Consider the following 19,661-nt stretch of genomic DNA (forward strand, 5'->3'; position numbering starts at 1 on the left):
GGGCGAATAACTTGGGCTCGTCAACCAACCGAGAAGGAGTTCCGCCATGAAGAAGCTTGCCGCCATGATCGCCGTCGCCTTTGCCTTCGCCGTGCCGCTCGCCGGCTGCAACACCATGAAGGGTGCCGGCCAGGACATCCAGAAGGGCGGTCAGAAGATGGAAGACGCCGCCACCAAGAAGCAGTAGCGAAGCGAGCCGCGGCGCCATCGCGTCGCGGCATCTTGGCCATCTCGTATCACGATGGCCAAAGCCTGAAAACAGGGGGAAAATGCAGGCTTCCATCTCTGAACGAGATGCCAAGCCCCGATGACCTCATCCGAACGCAGTTTTGCCCGCCGCATCGACCTCACGTCGCTGCAGTTGTTCGTGGCCGTCTGCGAACTCGGCAGCATCGGCCGCGCCGCCGAGCGCGAATTCATCGCGGCGTCGGCGATCAGCAAGCGCCTGTCCGACCTCGAAGCCACGCTCGGAACGCCCCTGCTCTACCGCCATGCGCGCGGCGTCGACCTGACGCCGGCCGGCGAAAGCCTGCTTCACCATGCCCGCTCGGTGCTCTACAGCCTCGAGAAGATGCAGGGCGAACTGAGCGAATACGCCGACGGCGTGCGCGGGCATGTGCGGGTGCACGCCAACATCTCGGCGATCGTCCAGTTCCTGCCCGAAGACCTCGGTGCCTTCACGCGCGAGCACGACGCGATCAAGATCGACCTCGAAGAGCACCTCAGCAGCGAAGTCGTGCGGGCGGTCCATGAAGGGGCGGCCGACCTCGGGGTCTGCCATGTCGCCGAAGGCGGCAACGAGCTCCAGAGCCTGCCCTACCGCGACGACGCACTCGCGCTGATCGTGCCCGCCGGCCACATGCTGGCGTCCAGGCGCTCGATCGCCTTCGTCGATTCGCTCGACTACGACCATGTCGGCCTGCACAGCAACAGCTCGATCTACGTCGCGATGCATCAGGCCGCCCTGGCCGCCAACCGCAGCATCCGCCTGCGAATCCACGTGACCGGCCTCGACGCGATGTGCCGGATGATCGAGAACGGCCTCGGCGTCGGCGTGATGCCGCTGCGGGCCTTCGAGCTGATGCAGGGCGGCATCGGCCGCGGCCTGAGCTCCGTGTCGCTCCAGGACGCCTGGGCCGCACGCCAGATCCGGCTCATCGCCCGCGACTTCACGACCTTGCCGGTCGCCGCCCGCATGCTGGTCAAGCACCTGCACACGCCCGCTGCCGCGACGCCCGCGCAGCTGGCCGCATAAGACAATCACCTCCCCACGAAAGAGACCCATGGCACGCACGCTCTACGACAAACTCTGGGACGAACACGTCGTCCACACCGAGGAAGACGGCACCGCGATCCTCTACATCGATCGCCACCTGGTGCACGAAGTGACCAGCCCGCAAGCCTTCGAAGGGCTGCGCGAGGCCGGCCGCAAGCTGTGGCGCATCAGCTCGGTGGTGGCCACGGCCGACCACAACACGCCGACCACCGGCTGGGAGCGCGGCTACGACGGCATCGCCGACCCGACCAGCAAGGAACAGGTCACGACCCTCGACAGCAACATCAAGGAATTCGGCGCCGCCGCGTTCTTTCCGTTCCTGAGCAAGCGCCAGGGCATCGTGCACGTGATCGGCCCCGAGTCGGGCGCCACCCTGCCCGGCATGACCGTGGTCTGCGGCGATTCGCACACCTCCACGCACGGCGCCTTCGGCGCGCTGGCGCACGGCATCGGCACCAGCGAGGTCGAGCACGTCATGGCCACCCAGACGCTGCTCGGCAAGAAGGCGAAGAACCTGCTCGTGAAGGTCGAGGGCAAGCTGCCGCTCGGCTGCACCGCCAAGGACATCGTGCTGGCGATCATCGGCCGGATCGGCACCGCCGGCGGCACCGGCTACACGATCGAGTTCGCCGGTTCGGCGATCCGCGACCTCAGCATGGAAGGCCGCATGACGGTCTGCAACATGGCGATCGAGGCCGGTGCGCGCGCCGGCCTGGTGGCGGTCGACGAAAAGACCATCGCCTACGTCAAGGGCCGTCCGCTGGCGCCGACCGGCGTCGAATGGGACCAGGCGGTCGCCTACTGGAAGACCCTGCATTCCGACCCCGGCGCGCACTTCGACCTCGTGGTCGAGCTCGACGCCGCGCAGATCAAGCCGCAGGTCACCTGGGGCACCTCGCCCGAGATGGTGGTGCCGGTCGACGGCCGCGTGCCCGATCCCGACAAGGAGAAGGATCCCAACAAGCGCGGCGCGATCGAACGCGCCCTGGTCTACATGGGACTGGAGCCCAACAAGCCCATGAACGACATCTTCATCGACAAGGTGTTCATCGGCTCCTGCACCAACAGCCGCATCGAGGACATGCGCGAGGCCGCGGCCGTGGTCAAGAAGCTCGGCCAGAAGGTCGCCAAGAACGTCAAGCTCGCGATGGTCGTGCCGGGCTCCGGCGTGGTGAAGGCGCAGGCCGAGCGCGAAGGGCTCGACCAGATCTTCAAGGCCGCGGGCTTCGAGTGGCGCGAGCCCGGCTGCTCGATGTGCCTGGCGATGAACGCCGACCGCCTCGAGCCGGGCGAGCGCTGCGCCTCGACCAGCAACCGCAACTTCGAAGGCCGCCAGGGCGCGGGCGGGCGTACCCACCTCGTGAGCCCCGCCATGGCCGCGGCCGCCGCGGTGCACGGCCACTTCGTCGATGTCCGCCAATTCTCGTGAGACCAGCATGCAAAAATTCACCGTACACAAGGGCCTCGTGGCACCGATGGACCGCGAGAACGTCGACACCGACGCGATCATCCCGAAGCAGTTCCTGAAATCGATCCGGAAGACCGGCTTCGGCCAGAACCTGTTCGACGCCTGGCGCTACCTCGATCCGGGCGAGCCGGGCCAGGATCCGGCATCGCGCAAGCCGAACCCCGACTTCGTGCTGAACCAGCCGCGCTACGCCGGCGCATCGATCCTGCTGGCACGCCAGAACTTCGGCTGCGGCTCGTCGCGCGAACATGCGCCCTGGGCGCTCGACCAGTACGGCTTCCGCGCGATCATCGCGCCGAGCTATGCCGACATCTTCTTCAACAACAGCTTCAAGAACGGCCTGCTGCCGATCGTGCTGCCCGAAGCGCAGGTCGCCCAGCTGTTCGACCAGACCTTCGCCTTCCCGGGCTACAGCCTGACGATCGACCTCGAGCGCCAAGTGGTCATCAAGCCGGACGGCGGCGAATTCGCCTTCGACGTCCAGGCTTTCCGCAAGTACTGCCTGGTCAACGGCCTCGACGACATCGGCCTCACGCTGCGCCACAAGGACAAGATCAAGGCTTTCGAGGCCGCCCGCCTGGCGCAAAAGCCCTGGCTGGCGCACACGATGCTCGACGCCTAAGGTATATGGCCCCCACGCTCCCCCACTTCGTGTGGGTCGCTGCCCCCCGAGGGGGCCGCAGGCCGCCTTGGGGCGGCCCGGCGCCGGCCTGAGCCACCACTCATCAACCTCAACTCTCCGTTCACAATGAAAATCGCAGTCCTCCCCGGTGACGGCATCGGCACCGAAATCGTCGCCGAAGCCATCCGCGTGCTCGAAACGCTCGACCTCAAGTTCGAGATGGAGTCGGCCCTGGTCGGCGGCGCCGCCTACGAGGCCCACGGCCATCCGCTGCCCGAGGCCACCCTCAAGCTGGCGAAGGAAGCCGACGCCGTGCTGTTCGGCGCCGTCGGCGACTGGAAGTACGACAAGCTCGAGCGCTCGCTGCGTCCCGAGCAGGCCATCCTGGGCCTGCGCAAGAACCTCGGCCTGTTCGCCAATTTCCGCCCGGCGATCTGCTACGAGCAGCTGGTCGGCGCCTCCAGCCTCAAGCCCGAGCTGATCTCGGGCCTCGACATCCTCATCATCCGCGAGCTGACCGGCGACATCTACTTCGGCCAGCCGCGCGGCCGCCGCACCGCGGTCGACGGCCACTTCCCGGGCGCCGAGGAAGCTTTCGACACCATGCGCTACTCGCGCCCCGAGGTCGAGCGCATCGCCCACGTCGCCTTCCAGGCGGCGCGCAAGCGCAGCAAGCGCGTGACCAGCGTCGACAAGGCCAACGTGCTCGAGACCTTCCAGTTCTGGAAGGACATCGTGACCGAGGTCGGCAAGGAGTACCCGGACGTCGAACTCGACCACATGTACGTCGACAACGCGGCCATGCAACTGGTCAAGGCACCGAAGAAATTCGACGTCGTGGTCACCGGCAACATGTTCGGCGACATCCTCTCGGACGAGGCCGCGATGCTCACCGGCTCGATCGGCATGCTGCCCTCGGCCTCGCTGAACGCCAGCAACCAGGGCCTCTACGAGCCCAGCCACGGCAGTGCGCCCGACATTGCCGGCAAAGGGGTTGCCAATCCTTTGGCTACAATCCTGTCCGCTGCCATGATGCTTCGTTTCTCCCTCAACCAGCCCGAGGCTGCCGACCGGATCGAGTCGGCGGTCCAATCCGTGCTGGCCCAGGGGCTGCGCACGGCAGACATCTGGTCCGCGGGCACCACCAAGGTCGGCACCCGCGAAATGGGCGACGCCGTGGTGGCTGCCATCACCAAAAAGACGATTACCGGCTAAACCAGCCCGCTTCGTCACGCCCTCCCCGGCTCTGACGAGCCGGGCGCAAAGAGAAGTTTTTTCTTTTTTCACAAGGGCAAATTGAAATGGCGAACGCAAATCAACCTCTGGTCGGCCTCGTGGGCTGGCGCGGCATGGTCGGCTCGGTCCTGATGGACCGGATGCAGGCCGAAGGCGACTTCGGACTGATCGAGCCGGTCTTCTTCTCGACTTCCAACGCCGGCGGCAAGGCCCCGGCGATGGCCAAGAACGAGACCACGCTCAAGGACGCCCACGACATCGCCGCGCTCCAGAAGTGCGACATCGTCATCACCGCCCAGGGCGGCGACTACACGACCGAGGTGTTCCCCAAGCTGCGCGCCGCCGGCTGGAAGGGCCACTGGATCGACGCCGCGTCCACGCTGCGCATGAACGACGACGCGATCATCGTGCTCGATCCGGTCAACCTGCCCGTGATCCAGAACGCGCTCGCCAAGGGCGGCAAGAACTGGATCGGCGGCAACTGCACCGTCAGCTGCATGCTGATGGGCGTCGGCGCGCTCTACAAGGCCGGCCTGGTCGAGTGGATGACCAGCATGACCTACCAGGCGGCCTCCGGCGGCGGCGCACAGCACATGCGCGAGCTGCTGACCCAGTTCGGCACGATCAACGCCGAGGTGCGCTCCCTGCTCGACGACCCGAAGTCGGCCATCCTCGAGATCGACCGCAAGGTGCTGGCCAAGCAGCAATCGCTGAGCGCCGCCGAAACGGCCAATTTCGGCGCCCCGCTGGGCGGCAGCCTGATCCCCTGGATCGACAAGGACCTGGGCGACGGCATGAGCAAGGAAGAATGGAAGGGCGGCGCCGAGACCAACAAGATCCTCGGCCAGGGCGCGCAGTTCGGCACCGCGGCCACGCCGGTCGACGGCTTCTGCGTGCGCATCGGCGCGATGCGCTGCCACAGCCAGGCGCTGACCTTCAAGCTCAAGAAGGACGTGCCCGTGGCCGACATCGAGGCCCTGATCGCCGCCGACAACGAATGGGTCAAGGTGGTGCCGAACACCCGCGAGGCGACCGTCAAGGACCTGACGCCGGTGGCCGTCACCGGCACCATGTCGATCCCGGTCGGCCGCGTGCGCAAGCTCGCCATGGGCCCCGAATACGTCGGCGCTTTCACGATCGGCGACCAGCTGCTGTGGGGCGCCGCCGAGCCGCTGCGCCGCATGCTGCGCATCCTGCTGGAGGCCTGAACCGGCTGGCGGGCGCCTTCGGGTGCCCGCGCCGTTGCTCAACAGCAACGGCAAATGCATGACGAAGTTTGCACGCACTGGGTAGATAAGCCTTGTCGCCTTGTCAGTGCAGGGTGTTGATGTTAACGTCCCCTTACACTTTTGGGCCGAGCTGCCCCTACCAGCATGACACGACAACCGTTGCCTGCGGCCCGCCTTTCGGCCACCTCCCCGAGTTCGACGACCCCTGGCCGGAGTCAGCTCACGCTGTTGAGCGCGGCGGTCGCCCTGGCTCTCGGCGGCGGCCTGGCCGCTGACGCCAGCGCACTCGCGCTGGGACGGCTGAATGTGCAGTCGGCGCTGGGCGAACCGCTGCGTGCCGAAATCGAGGTCACCGAGATCACGGCCGCCGAAGCCGACAGCCTCAAGGTCAACATCGCCTCGGCCGAGGCCTTCCGTGCCGCCGGCGTTCCCTACAACGCGGCGCTGTCGGACGTCCGCGTCGGCGTCCAGAAGCGCGCCGACGGCCGCTACGTGGTCCGCCTCACCAGCAACCGCCTGGTCAGCGAGCCCTTCGTCGACCTGCTGCTCGAAGCCAACTGGGGTTCGGGACGCATCGTGCGCGACTACACCGTCCTGCTCGACCCGCCGACCAGCCGGCAGGCAGCCGCGCCGGTGGCGCCGGTGGCACCGCAGATCTCCGCCGCCCCCCTGCAGCGCGTCCTGCCGGCCGAAGTGCAGGCACCTCCCGTGCGGCGCGAACGCCCGGTCGCCGCGGCCGCACCCGCGCCAGCCGCTGCGGACAGCGGCACGGTCCGCACTTCGAACGGCGAACAGGTCAAGGTCCAGCCGGGCGATACCGCCAGCAAGATCGCGGCCGCCTACAAGCCGGCCGAGGTCTCGCTCGATCAGATGCTGGTGGCGCTGCTGCGCGCCAATCCGAACGCCTTCATCGGCGGCAACGTCAACCGGATCAAGGCCGGTGCGGTGCTCGAACTGCCCGGCGCACCGCAGGCGGAGGCCGTCCCGGCGGCCGAAGCCCGCCGCACCGTGACGGCCCAGAGCCAGGACTTCGGCGAATACCGCCGCCGCCTGGCCGACAATGCGCCGACCTCGAAGGTCGCCGACGCCGATCGCCAGACCTCCGGCAAGCTGCAAGCCAACGTCGAGGACCGCAACGCGGCCAACGCATCCAGTGACAAGCTCAAGATCTCCCAGGGCCTCGCCCCGGGCCGCCCGACCGAAGAGCAGATCGCCCAGGCGAAGCAGGCGCAGGCCAGCAATGCACGCGTGGCCGAGCTGTCCAAGAACATCTCCGAGCTGAACAAGATCCAGGCCGCCACCGGTGCCGCGCCCGCGGCACCGGCAGCGGCTCCGGCTCCAGCGGCGGCTCCCGCGCCGGCGGCACCCGCAGCCGCGCCTGTGCCGGCCGCTGCCGCGCCTGTGCCGGCCGCTGCCGCACCTGCGCCGGCCGCTGCCGCGCCTGTGCCGGCCGCTGCCGCACCTGCGCCGGCCGCTGCCGCACCTGCGCCGGCCGCCAGCCCTGCGCCCAGCGCCGCTGCGCCCGCAACCCCGGCCGCGGCGACAACGCCGGCCGTGGTCGCGCCGACGGTGGCTGCCGCCGCCGCGCCGGCCGCCGTCGCACCCGCGGCGGCGCCGCCCGCCGCCGCGGCCAAGCCGGCCGTCAAGGCGCCGCCTCCGCCGCCGCCCGCGCAGCAGAGCTTCTTCTCCGAACTCCTCGACAACCCGCTGATGGCCGGAGCGGCCGCCCTGATCGCCCTGCTGATCGGCTTCCTGCTCTACCGCGTGCTCGGCCGCAAGCGCCGCGATGCCGGCGACAGCGTCTTCATCGAAAGCCGCATCCCCAAGGACTCCTTCTTCGGCGCCAGCGGCGGCGAATCGGTCGACACCAAGAACCGCGGCAACTCGGTGGTGTCGTCGCTGTCGTATTCGCCGAGCCAACTGGACGCCGGCGACGTCGATCCGGTGGCCGAAGCCGACGTCTACCTCGCCTATGGCCGCGACCTGCAGGCCGAGGAAATCCTGCGTGAGGCCCTGCGGGTCAATCCGGAACGCACCGCCATCCACCTCAAGCTGCTCGAGATCCACGCCAAGCGCCGCGACCTGCGCGCCTACGAAGCGCTCGCCGCCGACGTCCACAAGCTCACCGGCGGTACCGGCAGCGACTGGAATCGCGTGGTCGAACTCGGCAAGGACCTCGATCCGGGCAATCCGCTGTACGAGACCGGCAGCCGGGGTGGCGTGTCCGCCGCCGAGGCCGCCGCCTTCGCCGGCACGCTGGCAGCCGCCAGCGCCCCCGCCCCGCTTGCGCCCGCGCCGGAAGTCGAAGCGCCGCCGCCGGCCTTCGTGCCCTCGGTGGCACCGCTGGACTTCGATCTCGAGCTGAGCACGCCACCGGCCGCGACCGCCCCGGCACCCATCACGGCCAGCCTGCCGATCACGCCGGCCCCGGTGCACAAGCCGGTCCCGGCCGCCGCCGAGCTGCCGAGCACCGTCACGGCGCCGCTCAACGGCCACCAGCCGGCCGCCCCGGCCATCAGCCGCCTCGACCTCGAGAACGACTTCGATACCGCGCCCGGCGCGCTCGAGCCGATGGCGCGTTCCTCGCCGCACGCCGACGAAGAGCGCACCCAGCCCGCACCGCTGCGTGCCGGCCTGCCCGCCGACTCCGGCTTCATCGAATTCGACATGAGTTCGCTGGCCGGCCTGTCGAACCGCAACCCGCCCGACACCGAGCGCGGCCGCCTCGAGACGATCGACGACAGCAACGAGAACCCGCACGCGATCAAGCTGTCGCTGGCCCGCGAACTGAAGGCGCTGGGCGACGTCGAAGGCGCCCGCTCGCTGGTCGAGGAAGTCGCCGCCGAGAGCGCCGGCGACATCAAGGCCGAAGCCAAGCAACTGCTCGGCCAATTGCGCTGAGCGGCCATGCGGCCGCCGATTCCGCTGTGAGGCTGGCCCTCGGTATCCGCTACAACGGACAGGCCTACCAGGGCTGGCAAAGCCAGCTCTCGGGCCTCACGGTGCAGGACAAGCTCGAGGCGGCCCTGGCCCAGTTTGCCGCCCAGCCGATCTCGACACTGTGCGCCGGCCGCACCGACACCGGCGTCCACGGCCTGATGCAGGTGGTGCACTTCGACACCTCGGTCGAGCGCACGCCCTTCTCCTGGGTCCGCGGCACCAACCGGTTCCTGCCGCCCGACATCGCGGTCCAATGGGCACAGCCGGTGCCCGACCAGTTCCACTGCCGCGCCAGCGCGTTGACCCGCCGCTACCTGTACGTGCTGTCCCAATCGCCGGTGCGTCCGAGCCTGGACGCCGGCCGGGTCGGCTGGACGATGCATGCGCTCGACGGCGATGCGATGCGGGCCGCCGCCGCCATCCTGGTCGGGCAGCACGATTTCAGCTCTTTCCGCGCCTCGGCCTGCCAGGCGCGCTCGCCGGTCAAGGACCTGCGCCGCATCGCGATCACGCGCCATGGCGAGGGCGAACGCTGCCGCTGGCATTTCGAGTTCGAGGCCGACGCCTTCCTGCACCACATGATCCGCAACATCATGGGCTGCCTGGTGCGCATCGGCCGCGGCGACGCGCCGCCCGAGTGGATGGCCGAAGTGCTGGCCGCGCGCAGCCGGGTGGTGGCGGCGCCGACCTTCTCGCCGGCCGGCCTGTATTTCCTCGGCCCGTTGTACGACGCCGGCTGGGGCCTGCCGCCGCAGGCGACGCTGCAGGCCGGAGGTGCTGCGTATGATGGTCCGCCATGAACGCCCCGTCCGCCCGTACCCGCATCAAGATCTGCGGCCTGACGCGTGAGGCCGACGTCGACGCCGCCATCGGGGCCGGCGCCGATGCGATCGGCTTCGTGCTCTATCCCGCCAGCCCGCGCGCGGTGAGCGTCGAGCGCGCCGCCGAGCTGGCCGCGCGGCTGCCGCCCTTCGTGACGCCGGTGCTGCTGTTCGTCAACGAATCGGTGCCGGCGACTCTCGATGCACTGGCGCGCGTGGCCGGTGCCATGGCCCAGTTCCACGGCGACGAATCGCCCGAACTTTGCTGGGAAGCCAGCGGCCGCGGCCGCCACCGCTTCATGCGCGCGGCCCGGATTCCGCTCGGCGCCGCCGGGGCTTCCTTCGACCTCGTAAAATACGCGTCCGATTACTCCCGCGCCCACGCCATCCTGCTCGACGCCCATGTCGAAGCCTATGGCGGTGGCGGCAAGGCATTCGATTGGTCACTTCTTCCACCCGCCGTCGACGCTCACCTCGTCTTGAGTGGTGGGCTCGCACCTGCAAACGTGGGCGATGGCATTCGTCAGCTGCGGACGCGCTGCAAGTCGCTGTCCGTTGACGTGAGTTCGGGCGTCGAGGCCGCCAAGGGCCTGAAGGACGCCGAGAAGATTCACGCATTCGTGGCCGCCGTGCGTGCGGCCGATGCCCTTCCCTAGCTGGCTGCCCCGCCTCGATCCGCGGGCGCCGGCCCAACGAATCGAGACCATGGACACCTACCAGCAACCCGACGCCAGCGGCCATTTCGGCATCTACGGCGGCACTTTCGCCAGCGAGACGCTGACCCACGCGATCAGCGAACTGCGCGATGCCTACGCCCGCTACAAGGACGACCCCGAATTCCTCGCCGAATTCCACTACGAGCTGGCGCATTTCGTCGGCCGTCCCTCGCCGATCTACCATGCGGCACGCACCAGCCGCGAGATCGGCGGCGCCCAGGTCTACCTGAAGCGCGAGGACCTGAACCACACCGGCGCCCACAAGGTCAACAACACCATCGGCCAGGCCATGCTCGCCAAGCGCATGGGCAAGCCGCGCGTGATCGCCGAGACCGGCGCCGGCCAGCATGGCGTGGCCACGGCCACCATCTGCGCCCGCTATGGCCTCGAATGCGTGGTCTACATGGGCAGCCAGGATGTCAAGCGCCAGAGCCCGAACGTCTACCGCATGAACCTGCTCGGCGCCACCGTGGTGCCGGTCGAATCGGGCAGCAAGACCCTGAAGGACGCGCTCAACGAAGCCATGCGCGACTGGGTCACCAATGTCGAGAACACCTTCTACATCATCGGCACGGTGGCCGGCCCTCACCCCTACCCGATGATGGTGCGCGACTTCCAGAGCGTGATCGGCACCGAGTGCATCGCGCAGATGCCGGCCATGCTGGCGGCGCAGGGCATCACGGGCGAGGCCGAAGGCCGCCAGCCCGACGTGGTCGTGGCCTGCGTCGGCGGCGGCAGCAACGCGATGGGCATCTTCCACCCGTACATCCCGTTCGAGCGCACACGGCTGATCGGGGTCGAGGCCGCCGGCGAAGGCCTGGACAGCGGCAAGCATTCGGCCTCGATCCTGCGCGGCAGCCCGGGCGTGCTGCACGGCAACCGCACCTACCTGCTGCAGAACGACGACGGCCAAGTCACCGAAACCCACAGCATCAGCGCCGGCCTGGACTATCCCGGCGTCGGCCCCGAGCATGCCTACCTGGCCGACATCGGCCGCGCCGAGTACGTCGGCATCACCGACACGGAGGCGCTGGAGGCCTTCCACTACCTGTGCCGGACCGAAGGCATCATCCCGGCGCTCGAATCGAGCCACGCCTTCGCCTACGCCATGAAGCTGGCGAAGACCATGCGGCCGGACCAGTCGATCCTGGTCAACCTCTCGGGCCGCGGCGACAAGGACATCGGCACCGTGGCCGACCTGTCGGGGGTCGACTTCTACGACCGGCCGTCGATGCGCGGCCTGCAAGTGAAGGGAGGCAAGTGATGAGCCGGATTGCTGCCACCTTCGACGCCCTGCAGAAACAGGGCCGCAAGGCATTGATCCCCTACGTGACGGCCGGCTTCCCCTATGCCGACATCACGCCCGCGCTGATGCACGGCATGGTCGCCGCTGGTGCCGACGTGATCGAGCTCGGCGTGCCGTTTTCCGACCCGATGGCCGACGGCCCGGTGATCCAGCAGGCCGGCGAGGCCGCGCTGGCGCTCGGCGTCGGCATGAAGCAGGTGCTGGCCATGGTCACCGCCTTCCGCGAGCAGGACCAGGCCACGCCCGTGGTGCTGATGGGCTACGCCAACCCGGTCGAACGCTACGACGGCGTGCACGGCAAGGGCGCCTTCATCCGCGACGCCGCCGCGGCCGGCGTCGACGGCCTGCTGGTGGTCGACTACCCGCCCGAGGAATGCGAGGACTTCGCCGCCGCCCTGAAGGCCCATGGCATCGACCTGATCTTCCTGCTGGCCCCGACCAGCACCGACGAGCGCATGGCGCAGGTCGGCCGGATCGCCAGCGGCTACGTCTACTACGTCTCGCTCAAGGGCGTGACCGGCGCCGGCCACCTCGACACCGACGCCGTCGGCCGCATGCTGCCGCGCATCCGCCGGCACGTGGGCGTGCCGGTCGGCGTGGGCTTCGGCATCCGCGACGCCGGCACGGCCCAGGCGGTCGGCGCGGCCGCCGACGCGGTCGTGATCGGCACCCGCATCATCCAGCTGATCGACGGCCAGCCGCGCGACGCGGTGGTGCCGGCGGTGCGCGACTTCCTGGCCGGGATCCGCCAGGCGCTCGACGCCCTGCCGCGGTCCGCGACTGGCGGATAATCCATGCCAACGAAGGAGCACCATGAGCTGGCTTGAAAAACTGCTTCCCCCCAAGATCACGCCGACCGACCCGAGCGAGCGGCGCCAGATGCCCGAGGGCCTCTGGATCAAGTGCCCGAGCTGCGAAACCGTGCTCTACAAGACCGACCTGGAGCACAACCAGAACGTCTGCCCGAGCTGCGGCCACCACCACCGCATCGGTGCGCGGGCGCGTCTCGACGCCTTCCTCGACCCAGAGGGCCGCTACGAGATCGGCCAGGAAGTGCTGCCGGTCGACGCCCTGAAGTTCAAGGACAGCCGCAAGTACCCCGAGCGGCTCAAGGAAGCGCTCGAGAACACCGGCGAGACCGATGCCCTGGTGGTCATCGGCGGCTCGGTGCACAGCATCAACCTGGTGGTCGCCTGCTTCGAGTTCGACTTCATGGGCGGCAGCATGGGCAGCGTGGTCGGCGAGCGCTTCGTGCGCGGCGTCGAGACGGCCATCGAGCAGAAGGTGCCTTTCGTCTGCTTCACCGCCACCGGCGGCGCGCGGATGCAGGAAGGCCTGCTGTCGCTGATGCAGATGGCCAAGACCAATGCGGCGCTCACCCGCCTGGCCAAGAAGGGCCTGCCCTACATCAGCGTGCTGACCGACCCGACGATGGGGGGTGTGAGCGCCGGCTTCGCCTTCGTCGGCGACGTCGTGATCGCCGAGCCCAAGGCGCTGATCGGCTTCGCCGGCCCGCGCGTGATCGAATCGACCGTGCGCGTGACCCTGCCCGAGGGCTTCCAGCGCGCCGAGTTCCTGCAGACCAAGGGCGCGGTCGACTTCATCTGCGACCGCCGCGAACTGCGCAAGACCATCGCCAGCACCCTGGCCATGCTGCTTCGCCAGCCCGCCGACGCGGTGGACTAGCCGCGCCGAGCGCCTTCACCCGAGCGTGAAGGCGCCCTGCATCAGGTTGCCCAGAACGATCGCGACCACCTGCAGCAGCACGATCGCGGCCAGCACCGACAGGTCGACGCCGCCGACCAGCGGAATGAAGCGGCGCAGCGGGCGCACCAGGGGTTCGGCCAGGCGCGCGATCAGGTCGTGCAGCATCGACGACGCATTGGGCACCCAGGACAGCACCGCATGGACGATCAGCAGCGCGGTCAGCCCGGACACTGCGAGCTGAAGCAGCCCGATCAGCGACACCAGCGGCAGCACGGCCCAGCGTCCGATGCCGCCCAGCAGCAGCCACAGCAGCAGGAACTTGGCCAGCACCAGGAGCCAGGCGGCCACGCCGCTGGCCAGGTCCCAGCGCTTCACCGACGGAATCACGCGGCGCAGCGGCAGCACGATCCAGTCGCTGACCGCGAACACGAAGCGCCCGAGCGGATTGCCGAATGGCACCCGGTGGTATTGCATGTAGAGACGCAGCAGGCAGGCGCCGCCCAGGAGGCCGACGATCACGTCGAGCAGGAACGAGGGGATCTGATAGAACATGGCGCTTGGTCGTGAAGGAATGCGATGATAGCCACGCCAAGGTTCATCGATGACGACACAACCCCTTCTGCGCGCCCTCCCTTTGTTCCCGCTCGGCACGGTGCTGTTTCCCGACGGCCTGCTGCCGCTGCGCATCTTCGAGGTCCGCTACCTCGACATGATCGGCCGCTGCCACCGCAATGGCGCCCCTTTCGGCGTCGTCTCGCTGACGCAGGGCCAGGAGGTTCGCCGGCCCGGCGCCGAAGCCGAGTCCTTCGCCGAGATCGGCACGCTGGCCGTGATCCGCGAATTCGACGCCCCGCAGGCCGGCCTGATGCAGATCGAATGCGTCGGCACGCAACGCTTCCGGCTGCGCTCCAGCGAACTGCAGAAGCATGGCCTCTGGACCGCCGAGGTCGACGCCGTCCCCGACGACGTTTCCTTGGCCCTGCCCGAGGATCTCCAGCACACGGCCGACGCCCTCCGGCGCCTGGTCGACACCCTCGAGGAGCGGCGCCGCATGGAAGGCGGCGATGGCGTGCGGCTGCCGATCGCCGAGCCCTACCGTTTCGAGGATTGCGGCTGGGTCGCGAACCGCTGGTGCGAATTGCTGCCGATGAAAACCGAGCTCAAGCAGAGGCTGATGGCGCTCGACAGCCCGCTGATGCGCCTCGAACTCGTCAGCGACCTCCTTGCGCGGGCCGGCATCGCAAAGTAGCTGGCCCCCACGCTCCCCACTTCGTGTGGGTCGCTGCCCCCCGAGGGGGCCGCAGGCCGCCTTGGGGCGGCCCGGCGCCGGCCGTGGCCCCCACGCTCCCCCACTTCGTGTGGGTCGCTGCCCCCCGAGGGGGCCGCAGGCCGCCTTGGGGCGGCCCGGCGCCGGCCTGGGCCCCCTGCATGCGATCGCGCTCGGCCTTCGCCCGTTAAAATGGCGGGTTGCGCGCTTTTTGCCGCGCCCCCACTCCAGCGCCCATGTCCGACCACCTGACCCCCTCCGTTCCCGCGCCTGCCGCGGCCCCCGCATCGGCGCCCGCCGTCGACGACAACCAGCTCATCGCCGAACGGCGCGAGAAGCTCAAGGCGCTGCGCAGCGCGCAGGCGGAAGGCAAGGGCGTCGCGTTCCCGAACGACTTCAAGCCCGGCCACCGCGCGGCGGCGCTCGTCGCCGCCCACGGCGAGACCGAGGCCGAGGTGCTGGAAGCCACGCCGATCGAGGTCAGCGTGGCCGGCCGCATGATGCTCAAGCGGGTGATGGGCAAGGCCAGCTTCGCCACCCTGCAGGACGCCACCGGCCGCATCCAGCTCTATGTCCAGCGCGACGCGATCGGCGAAGAGGCCTACGCCGATTTCAAGCGCTGGGACCTCGGCGACATCATCGGCGCCGTCGGCACGCTCATGAAGACCAAGACCGGCGAGCTGTCGGTCAAGGTCACGCAGCTGCGCCTGCTGACCAAGAGCCTGCGGCCGCTGCCCGACAAGTTCCACGGCATGGCCGACCAGGAGCAGAAGTACCGCCAGCGCTATGTCGACCTGATCACCGACGGCGCCGCACGCGAGCGCTTCGCGGCGCGCAGCAAGGCCGTCAGTGCGCTGCGCGAGTTCATGGTGGCCAACGACTTCCTCGAGGTCGAGACGCCGATGCTGCATCCGATCCCGGGCGGCGCCAACGCCAAGCCCTTCAAGACGCACCACAACGCGCTCGACCAGGAGATGTTCCTGCGCATCGCGCCCGAGCTGTACCTCAAGCGGCTGATCGTCGGCGGCTTCGAGCGCGTGTTCGAGATCAACCGCAGCTACCGCAACGAAGGCATCTCGGTCCGGCACAACCCGGAATTCACGATGATGGAGTTCTATGCGGCCTACTGGAACTACCGCGACCTGATGGACTTCACCGAGACGCTGATCCGCACCATCGCCGACAAGGCGGTGGGCAGCCAGCAGCTCGAATACCAGGGCAAGCCGGTCGACCTCGCCCAGCCCTTCGAGCGGCTGACGATCCGCGAGGCGATCCTGAAGCACACCGACGCCGGCGCCAACGTCGACGACGCCGGCTGGCTGGTCAACGCCCTGCGCAAGCTCGGCCTCAGCGAAGAAAAGGACAAGCTTTCGCAGCGCAGCCTGGCGAGCCTGCAGGTCATGTACTTCGAGGAAACCGTCGAAGAAAAGCTCTGGCAGCCGACCTTCATCATGGAGCATCCGACCGAGATCTCGCCGCTGGCGCGCGCCAACGACGAGCGCCCCGAGGTCACCGAGCGCTTCGAGCTCTACATCACGGGCCGCGAGTTCGGCAACGGCTTCAGCGAGCTCAACGACGCCGAGGACCAGGCGGCGCGCTTCAACGCCCAGGTGGCGGCCAAGGACAGCGGCGACGACGAAGCCATGTTCTACGACCACGACTTCGTGCGCGCGCTCGAATACGGCATGCCGCCCACCGGCGGCTGCGGCATCGGCATTGACCGCCTGATGATGCTCCTGACCGACTCGCCGAGCATCCGCGACGTGATCCTGTTCCCGGCCCTGCGCCGCGAATCTTGAGCCGGCCCGCACCCGCGATCGGGATCGACTTCGGGACGTCGAATTCCGCCGCCGCCTTCGTCGGCGAGGACGGCCGCGCCCGTCCGCTGCTGCTCGAAGGCTCGGCCATCGCGATCCCGACCGCGATCTTCTTCAATTCCGAAGACCGGAGCACGCATTTCGGCCGCGAGGCGATGGCGCTCTACCTGGCCGGCACCGAAGGCCGGCTGATGCGTTCGCTCAAGAGCATCCTGGGCAGCGCGCTGATGCAGGAGCCGACCGAGATCGACAACCAGCTGGTCAGCTTCGAGGACATCATCACGCTGTTCCTGGCCGAGCTGGGCAGCCGGGCGCGCGAGCAGCTCGGCGCGCATCCGGGCCGGGTCGTGATCGGCCGTCCGATCCGCTTCGTCGACGACGACGACAAGCGCGACGCGCAGGCCGAAGCCTCGCTGCGCCAGGCGGCCGAAAACGCCGGACTCGGCGAGGTTTCGTTCCAGTACGAACCGATCGCGGCCGCCTTCGACTTCGAGCGCCGCGTGACGCGCGAATCGCTGGTGCTGATCGTCGACATCGGCGGCGGCACCTCCGACTTCACGGTGGTTCGGCTCGGCCCCGAGCGCATGGGCCACCCCGATCGCGCGAGCGACATCCTGGCCACCACCGGCGTGCACATCGGCGGCACCGACTACGACCAGCGGCTCAGCCTCGCCTGCGCCATGCCGCTGCTGGGCTTCCGCCATCACGGGCCACAGGGCCGCGAAGTGCCGAGCCGCACCTTCTTCGACCTTTCGACCTGGCACCTGATCAACTGGCTGCAGGCGCCGAAGTCGGTTCGCCAGGTGCAGGAACTGCGCAGCAGCTACCTCGACACGCGGCTGCACGACCGCCTCATGAACGTGCTCGTGAACCGCGAGGGCCACCGCGTCGCCAGCGAGGTCGAGGAGGCCAAGATCCGCTCCTCGATGACCAACGGCGAGGTATCGATCGACCTGTCGTGCGCGGAGCGCGGCCTGCAGGCCGCCTTGAGCGCGGTCGACATGGCGCAACACCTGTCGGCCTTGCTCGACAGCGTGGTCGCCTGCGCCCGCGACTGCGTGCAGCGCGCCGGCCTCCAGGCCAGCGACCTCGACGCCATCTACCTGACCGGGGGCTCCTCGGCGCTGCGCCCGTTCCAGAGCGCGCTGCGCGCGGCCTTCCCCGGCGTCGACCTGGTCGAAGGCGACCTGTTCGGCGGCGTGGCGGCCGGCCTGGCCTATGCGGCCGCGGCCGCTTCGGCCACCCCCGGCAAGCGGACGCCGCAACCCGCATGAAGTACCTCGCCGCGTACCCCGCGGCGCTGCGCGCCCAGGTCGAGAAACTCCTCGCCGAAGGCAAGCTCGGCGACTGGCTGCAGAAGCGCTACGTCGCCCCGCACGAGATCCGCACCGACCGCGCGCTCTACGACTACGTGAGCGACCTGAAGAGCGAATTCCTGCGCAACGCCGAGCCGCTCTCGAAAGTGGTGTTCGACAACAAGCTGCACGTGATCCGCAACGCCCTCGGCACCCACACCACGGTCTCGCGCGTGCAGGGCGGCAAGCTCAAGGCCAAGCGCGAGATCCGGGTGGCCAGCCTGTTCAAGGAAGTGCCGATCGAGTGGCTGCGGATGATCGTCGTGCACGAGCTGGCGCACATGAAGGAGCGCGAACACGACAAGGCCTTCTACAAGCTCTGCATGCACATGGAGCCCGACTACCACCAGCACGAGTTCGATCTCCGGCTGTACCTGACGCACCTCGACGGCGGCGGCGAGCGGCTGTGGACGCCGTCCGTCTGAAGGCTCAGGGCAGCAAGCCCACGGCCTGGACGTAGTCGGAAGAGGCCTGGAGCCCTGCCCAGTCGAGCGCCGGGCCGCGCGGCAGCAAGCTGCGGCGGCGCCGCTCGCTGGCCGAGTCCGGCCGCCAGCGTCCGCTGTGCCGGGCCGCGGCCATGCCGTCGAGCAGCGCGTCGAGCGCCGCCCCCTCCCCCACGCTCTGGTTGCACAGGAGCGCCAGGTCGCAGCCGGCGTCGAGCGCGGCCAGCGCCGCGTCGGTGTAGCTCAAGACCTGGCCGTCGATCCGGCGTGCCGCCTCCATGCTGAGGTCGTCGCTGAACACCGCGCCGTCGAAGCCGAGCTTGCCGCGCAGCACCTGCTGCAGCCATTTCGCCGAAAAACCGGCCGGACGGGCATCGACCTTGGGATAGATCACATGCGCCGGCATCACGGCCGCGAGCGTGCCCTGGAGCCATTCGTAGGGCCGCGCGTCGTCCGCGAGGATCGCCTTGAGGCTGCGCCGGTCGACCGGGATCGCGACATGCGAATCGGCCTTGACGAAGCCGTGCCCCGGAAAGTGCTTGCCGCAATGCGCCATGCCGGCCTGCAGCAGCCCGTGCATCAGGCTGCGCGCCAGCAGCGCCACCACGCGCGGATCGCGATGGAAGCTGCGGTCGCCGATCACGCTGCTCTCGCCGTAGTCCAGGTCGAGCACCGGCGCAAAGCTGAAGTCGACGCCGCAGGCCCGCAGTTCGCCCCCCAGCACCCGGCCGCAGGCGACCGCCGCCTGCGCCGCGCGCAGCGGGTCGCGCATCCAGAGCTCGCCCAGCGTGCGCATCGACGGCAGGCGCGTGAAGCCGTCGGTTCGGAAGCGTTGGACCCGGCCGCCTTCGTGGTCGACACAGACCAGCATGTCGGGTCGGATCGCCTTGATCTCGGCATTGAGCGCCGTCATCTGTGCCCGGTCGTTCCAATTGCGGGCGAAATGGATCACGCCCCCCACCAGGGGATCGGCCAGCCGGCGGCGGTCGGCCGCGTTCAGTTCGGTCCCCGCCACATCGATGATCAGGGGCGCGTGCAAGGTCTTGTCGGTCATTCTTTGCGTTCGACCACGACGAAGCTCGCCGCATAGTCGGTTTCGTCGGTCACGGTCACATGGGCGCTCAAGCCCTCGGCCTCGAACCAGTCCTTGAGGCCGCCGTGCAGCACGATCACGGGCTTGCCGCTCTTCTCGTTGAGGATTTCGCACAGCCGCCAGCTCATCGGCATCCGCATGCCCATGCCGACCGCCTTGCTGAAGGCCTCCTTGGCCGAGAAGCGGGTTGCCAGGTAGCGCAGGCCGCGCTTCGGCCAGCGCGCGCTGCGGGCCTGCCAGATCGCGAACTCGGCCTCGCCAAGCACCTTGTGGGCGAAGCGCTCGCCCTGGCGCTCGAAGGTGGCGGCAATGCGCCGGATGTCGCAGATGTCGGTGCCGATGCCGTAGATCACGCCAGCGTCGTC

The 19,661-nt window shown here is 69.0% G+C and carries 19 protein-coding genes; 16 read left to right on the plus strand and 3 right to left on the minus strand.

The annotated features are described in order from the left end of the window. Window positions 1–46: 46 nt before the first annotated feature. From QTI68_RS29970 to accD, 12 genes are all read left to right on the plus strand, one after another. On the plus strand, window positions 47–187 hold the full coding sequence (locus QTI68_RS29970; RefSeq protein ID WP_286526830.1) for an entericidin A/B family lipoprotein: 141 nt from the start codon (window positions 47–49) through the stop codon (window positions 185–187). 120 nt (window positions 188–307) lie between these two features. Next, window positions 308–1,255, plus strand: coding sequence for a LysR family transcriptional regulator (locus tag QTI68_RS29975; protein WP_286526832.1), 948 nt, complete (start codon window positions 308–310; stop codon window positions 1,253–1,255). A gap of 28 nt (window positions 1,256–1,283) precedes the next feature. Next, window positions 1,284–2,705, plus strand: coding sequence for a 3-isopropylmalate dehydratase large subunit (gene leuC / locus QTI68_RS29980; RefSeq protein WP_286526834.1), 1,422 nt, complete (start codon window positions 1,284–1,286; stop codon window positions 2,703–2,705). 7 nt (window positions 2,706–2,712) lie between these two features. Further along, window positions 2,713–3,366 (plus strand): 3-isopropylmalate dehydratase small subunit, encoded by a 654-nt coding sequence (gene leuD, locus QTI68_RS29985; RefSeq protein WP_286526835.1) that lies wholly within the window; start codon window positions 2,713–2,715, stop codon window positions 3,364–3,366. A gap of 126 nt (window positions 3,367–3,492) precedes the next feature. After that, window positions 3,493–4,581 carry a 3-isopropylmalate dehydrogenase gene (gene leuB / locus QTI68_RS29990; RefSeq protein WP_286368401.1) on the plus strand — a complete coding sequence of 363 codons (1,089 nt, stop codon included), beginning with the start codon at window positions 3,493–3,495 and terminating at the stop codon, window positions 4,579–4,581. Between the two features lie 86 nt (window positions 4,582–4,667). Continuing rightward, the gene (gene asd / locus QTI68_RS29995) at window positions 4,668–5,810 is read left to right on the plus strand and encodes an aspartate-semialdehyde dehydrogenase (protein WP_286368400.1); all 1,143 of its coding nucleotides are present in this window, start codon (window positions 4,668–4,670) and stop codon (window positions 5,808–5,810) included. 249 nt (window positions 5,811–6,059) lie between these two features. Continuing rightward, the gene (locus tag QTI68_RS30000) at window positions 6,060–8,732 is read left to right on the plus strand and encodes a FimV/HubP family polar landmark protein (RefSeq protein WP_503011758.1); all 2,673 of its coding nucleotides are present in this window, start codon (window positions 6,060–6,062) and stop codon (window positions 8,730–8,732) included. Window positions 8,733–8,758: 26 nt separating this feature from the next. Next, the gene (gene truA, locus QTI68_RS30005) at window positions 8,759–9,571 is read left to right on the plus strand and encodes a tRNA pseudouridine(38-40) synthase TruA (RefSeq protein WP_286526837.1); all 813 of its coding nucleotides are present in this window, start codon (window positions 8,759–8,761) and stop codon (window positions 9,569–9,571) included. Beyond that, window positions 9,568–10,248 carry a phosphoribosylanthranilate isomerase gene (locus tag QTI68_RS30010; RefSeq protein ID WP_286526838.1) on the plus strand — a complete coding sequence of 227 codons (681 nt, stop codon included), beginning with the start codon at window positions 9,568–9,570 and terminating at the stop codon, window positions 10,246–10,248. Before truA ends, QTI68_RS30010 begins: the two co-directional genes overlap by 4 nt. A gap of 49 nt (window positions 10,249–10,297) precedes the next feature. Beyond that, the gene (gene trpB / locus QTI68_RS30015; protein WP_286526839.1) at window positions 10,298–11,572 is read left to right on the plus strand and encodes a tryptophan synthase subunit beta; all 1,275 of its coding nucleotides are present in this window, start codon (window positions 10,298–10,300) and stop codon (window positions 11,570–11,572) included. After that, entirely contained in the window at window positions 11,572–12,405 is an 834-nt protein-coding gene (trpA, locus tag QTI68_RS30020; RefSeq protein WP_286526841.1) for a tryptophan synthase subunit alpha, read from the plus strand. The genes trpB and trpA overlap by 1 nt, the downstream gene beginning before the upstream one ends. A gap of 22 nt (window positions 12,406–12,427) precedes the next feature. After that, complete coding sequence (gene accD, locus QTI68_RS30025; protein WP_286510133.1) at window positions 12,428–13,300, plus strand: acetyl-CoA carboxylase, carboxyltransferase subunit beta; 873 nt, start codon at window positions 12,428–12,430, stop codon at window positions 13,298–13,300. A gap of 15 nt (window positions 13,301–13,315) precedes the next feature. On the opposite strand, the gene QTI68_RS30030 is transcribed toward accD, so the two are convergent. Then, window positions 13,316–13,873: a YggT family protein gene (locus QTI68_RS30030; RefSeq protein ID WP_286526842.1), complete on the minus strand. Its 558-nt coding sequence runs from the start codon at window positions 13,871–13,873 to the stop codon at window positions 13,316–13,318. Window positions 13,874–13,922: 49 nt separating this feature from the next. On the opposite strand from QTI68_RS30030, the gene QTI68_RS30035 reads away from it, so the two are divergent. From QTI68_RS30035 to QTI68_RS30050, 4 genes are all read left to right on the plus strand, one after another. After that, window positions 13,923–14,570 (plus strand): LON peptidase substrate-binding domain-containing protein, encoded by a 648-nt coding sequence (locus QTI68_RS30035; protein WP_286526843.1) that lies wholly within the window; start codon window positions 13,923–13,925, stop codon window positions 14,568–14,570. 254 nt (window positions 14,571–14,824) lie between these two features. Next, window positions 14,825–16,387, plus strand: coding sequence for a lysine--tRNA ligase (gene lysS / locus QTI68_RS30040; RefSeq protein WP_286526844.1), 1,563 nt, complete (start codon window positions 14,825–14,827; stop codon window positions 16,385–16,387). After that, complete coding sequence (locus QTI68_RS30045) at window positions 16,381–17,679, plus strand: Hsp70 family protein (protein ID WP_503011761.1); 1,299 nt, start codon at window positions 16,381–16,383, stop codon at window positions 17,677–17,679. The genes lysS and QTI68_RS30045 overlap by 7 nt, the downstream gene beginning before the upstream one ends. Beyond that, entirely contained in the window at window positions 17,676–18,185 is a 510-nt protein-coding gene (locus tag QTI68_RS30050) for a YgjP-like metallopeptidase domain-containing protein (protein ID WP_286526847.1), read from the plus strand. Before QTI68_RS30045 ends, QTI68_RS30050 begins: the two co-directional genes overlap by 4 nt. Before the next feature lie 4 nt (window positions 18,186–18,189). Here QTI68_RS30050 and nagZ read toward each other — a convergent pair whose 3' ends face one another. Together nagZ and acpS are read right to left on the minus strand one after the other, a co-directional pair. Continuing rightward, window positions 18,190–19,257: a beta-N-acetylhexosaminidase gene (nagZ, locus tag QTI68_RS30055; protein WP_286526848.1), complete on the minus strand. Its 1,068-nt coding sequence runs from the start codon at window positions 19,255–19,257 to the stop codon at window positions 18,190–18,192. Next, the gene (gene acpS, locus QTI68_RS30060) at window positions 19,254–19,649 is read right to left on the minus strand and encodes a holo-ACP synthase (protein WP_286526849.1); all 396 of its coding nucleotides are present in this window, start codon (window positions 19,647–19,649) and stop codon (window positions 19,254–19,256) included. The genes nagZ and acpS overlap by 4 nt, the downstream gene beginning before the upstream one ends. Window positions 19,650–19,661: the final 12 nt, after the last annotated feature.

The organism is Variovorax sp. J31P207 (assembly GCF_030316965.1).
Classification (GTDB): Bacteria; Pseudomonadota; Gammaproteobacteria; order Burkholderiales; family Burkholderiaceae_C; genus Variovorax; species Variovorax ginsengisoli_B.

Excerpts from the sequence above, each read along its gene's own strand:
- trpA (WP_286526841.1), top strand. The coding sequence starts at position 11,572 with ATGAGCCGGATTGCTGCCACCTTCGACGCCCTGCAGAAACAGGGCCGC.
- QTI68_RS30035 (WP_286526843.1), top strand. The coding sequence starts at position 13,923 with ATGACGACACAACCCCTTCTGCGCGCCCTCCCTTTGTTCCCGCTCGGC.
- QTI68_RS30050 (WP_286526847.1), top strand. The coding sequence starts at position 17,676 with ATGAAGTACCTCGCCGCGTACCCCGCGGCGCTGCGCGCCCAGGTCGAG.
- leuC (WP_286526834.1), top strand. The coding sequence starts at position 1,284 with ATGGCACGCACGCTCTACGACAAACTCTGGGACGAACACGTCGTCCAC.
- QTI68_RS29975 (WP_286526832.1), top strand. The coding sequence starts at position 308 with ATGACCTCATCCGAACGCAGTTTTGCCCGCCGCATCGACCTCACGTCG.
- leuD (WP_286526835.1), top strand. The coding sequence starts at position 2,713 with ATGCAAAAATTCACCGTACACAAGGGCCTCGTGGCACCGATGGACCGC.
- QTI68_RS30010 (WP_286526838.1), top strand. The coding sequence starts at position 9,568 with ATGAACGCCCCGTCCGCCCGTACCCGCATCAAGATCTGCGGCCTGACG.
- accD (WP_286510133.1), top strand. The coding sequence starts at position 12,428 with ATGAGCTGGCTTGAAAAACTGCTTCCCCCCAAGATCACGCCGACCGAC.
- QTI68_RS29970 (WP_286526830.1), top strand. The coding sequence starts at position 47 with ATGAAGAAGCTTGCCGCCATGATCGCCGTCGCCTTTGCCTTCGCCGTG.
- lysS (WP_286526844.1), top strand. The coding sequence starts at position 14,825 with ATGTCCGACCACCTGACCCCCTCCGTTCCCGCGCCTGCCGCGGCCCCC.
- QTI68_RS30030 (WP_286526842.1), bottom strand. The coding sequence starts at position 13,873 with ATGTTCTATCAGATCCCCTCGTTCCTGCTCGACGTGATCGTCGGCCTC.
- trpB (WP_286526839.1), top strand. The coding sequence starts at position 10,298 with ATGGACACCTACCAGCAACCCGACGCCAGCGGCCATTTCGGCATCTAC.
- leuB (WP_286368401.1), top strand. The coding sequence starts at position 3,493 with ATGAAAATCGCAGTCCTCCCCGGTGACGGCATCGGCACCGAAATCGTC.
- asd (WP_286368400.1), top strand. The coding sequence starts at position 4,668 with ATGGCGAACGCAAATCAACCTCTGGTCGGCCTCGTGGGCTGGCGCGGC.
- nagZ (WP_286526848.1), bottom strand. The coding sequence starts at position 19,257 with ATGACCGACAAGACCTTGCACGCGCCCCTGATCATCGATGTGGCGGGG.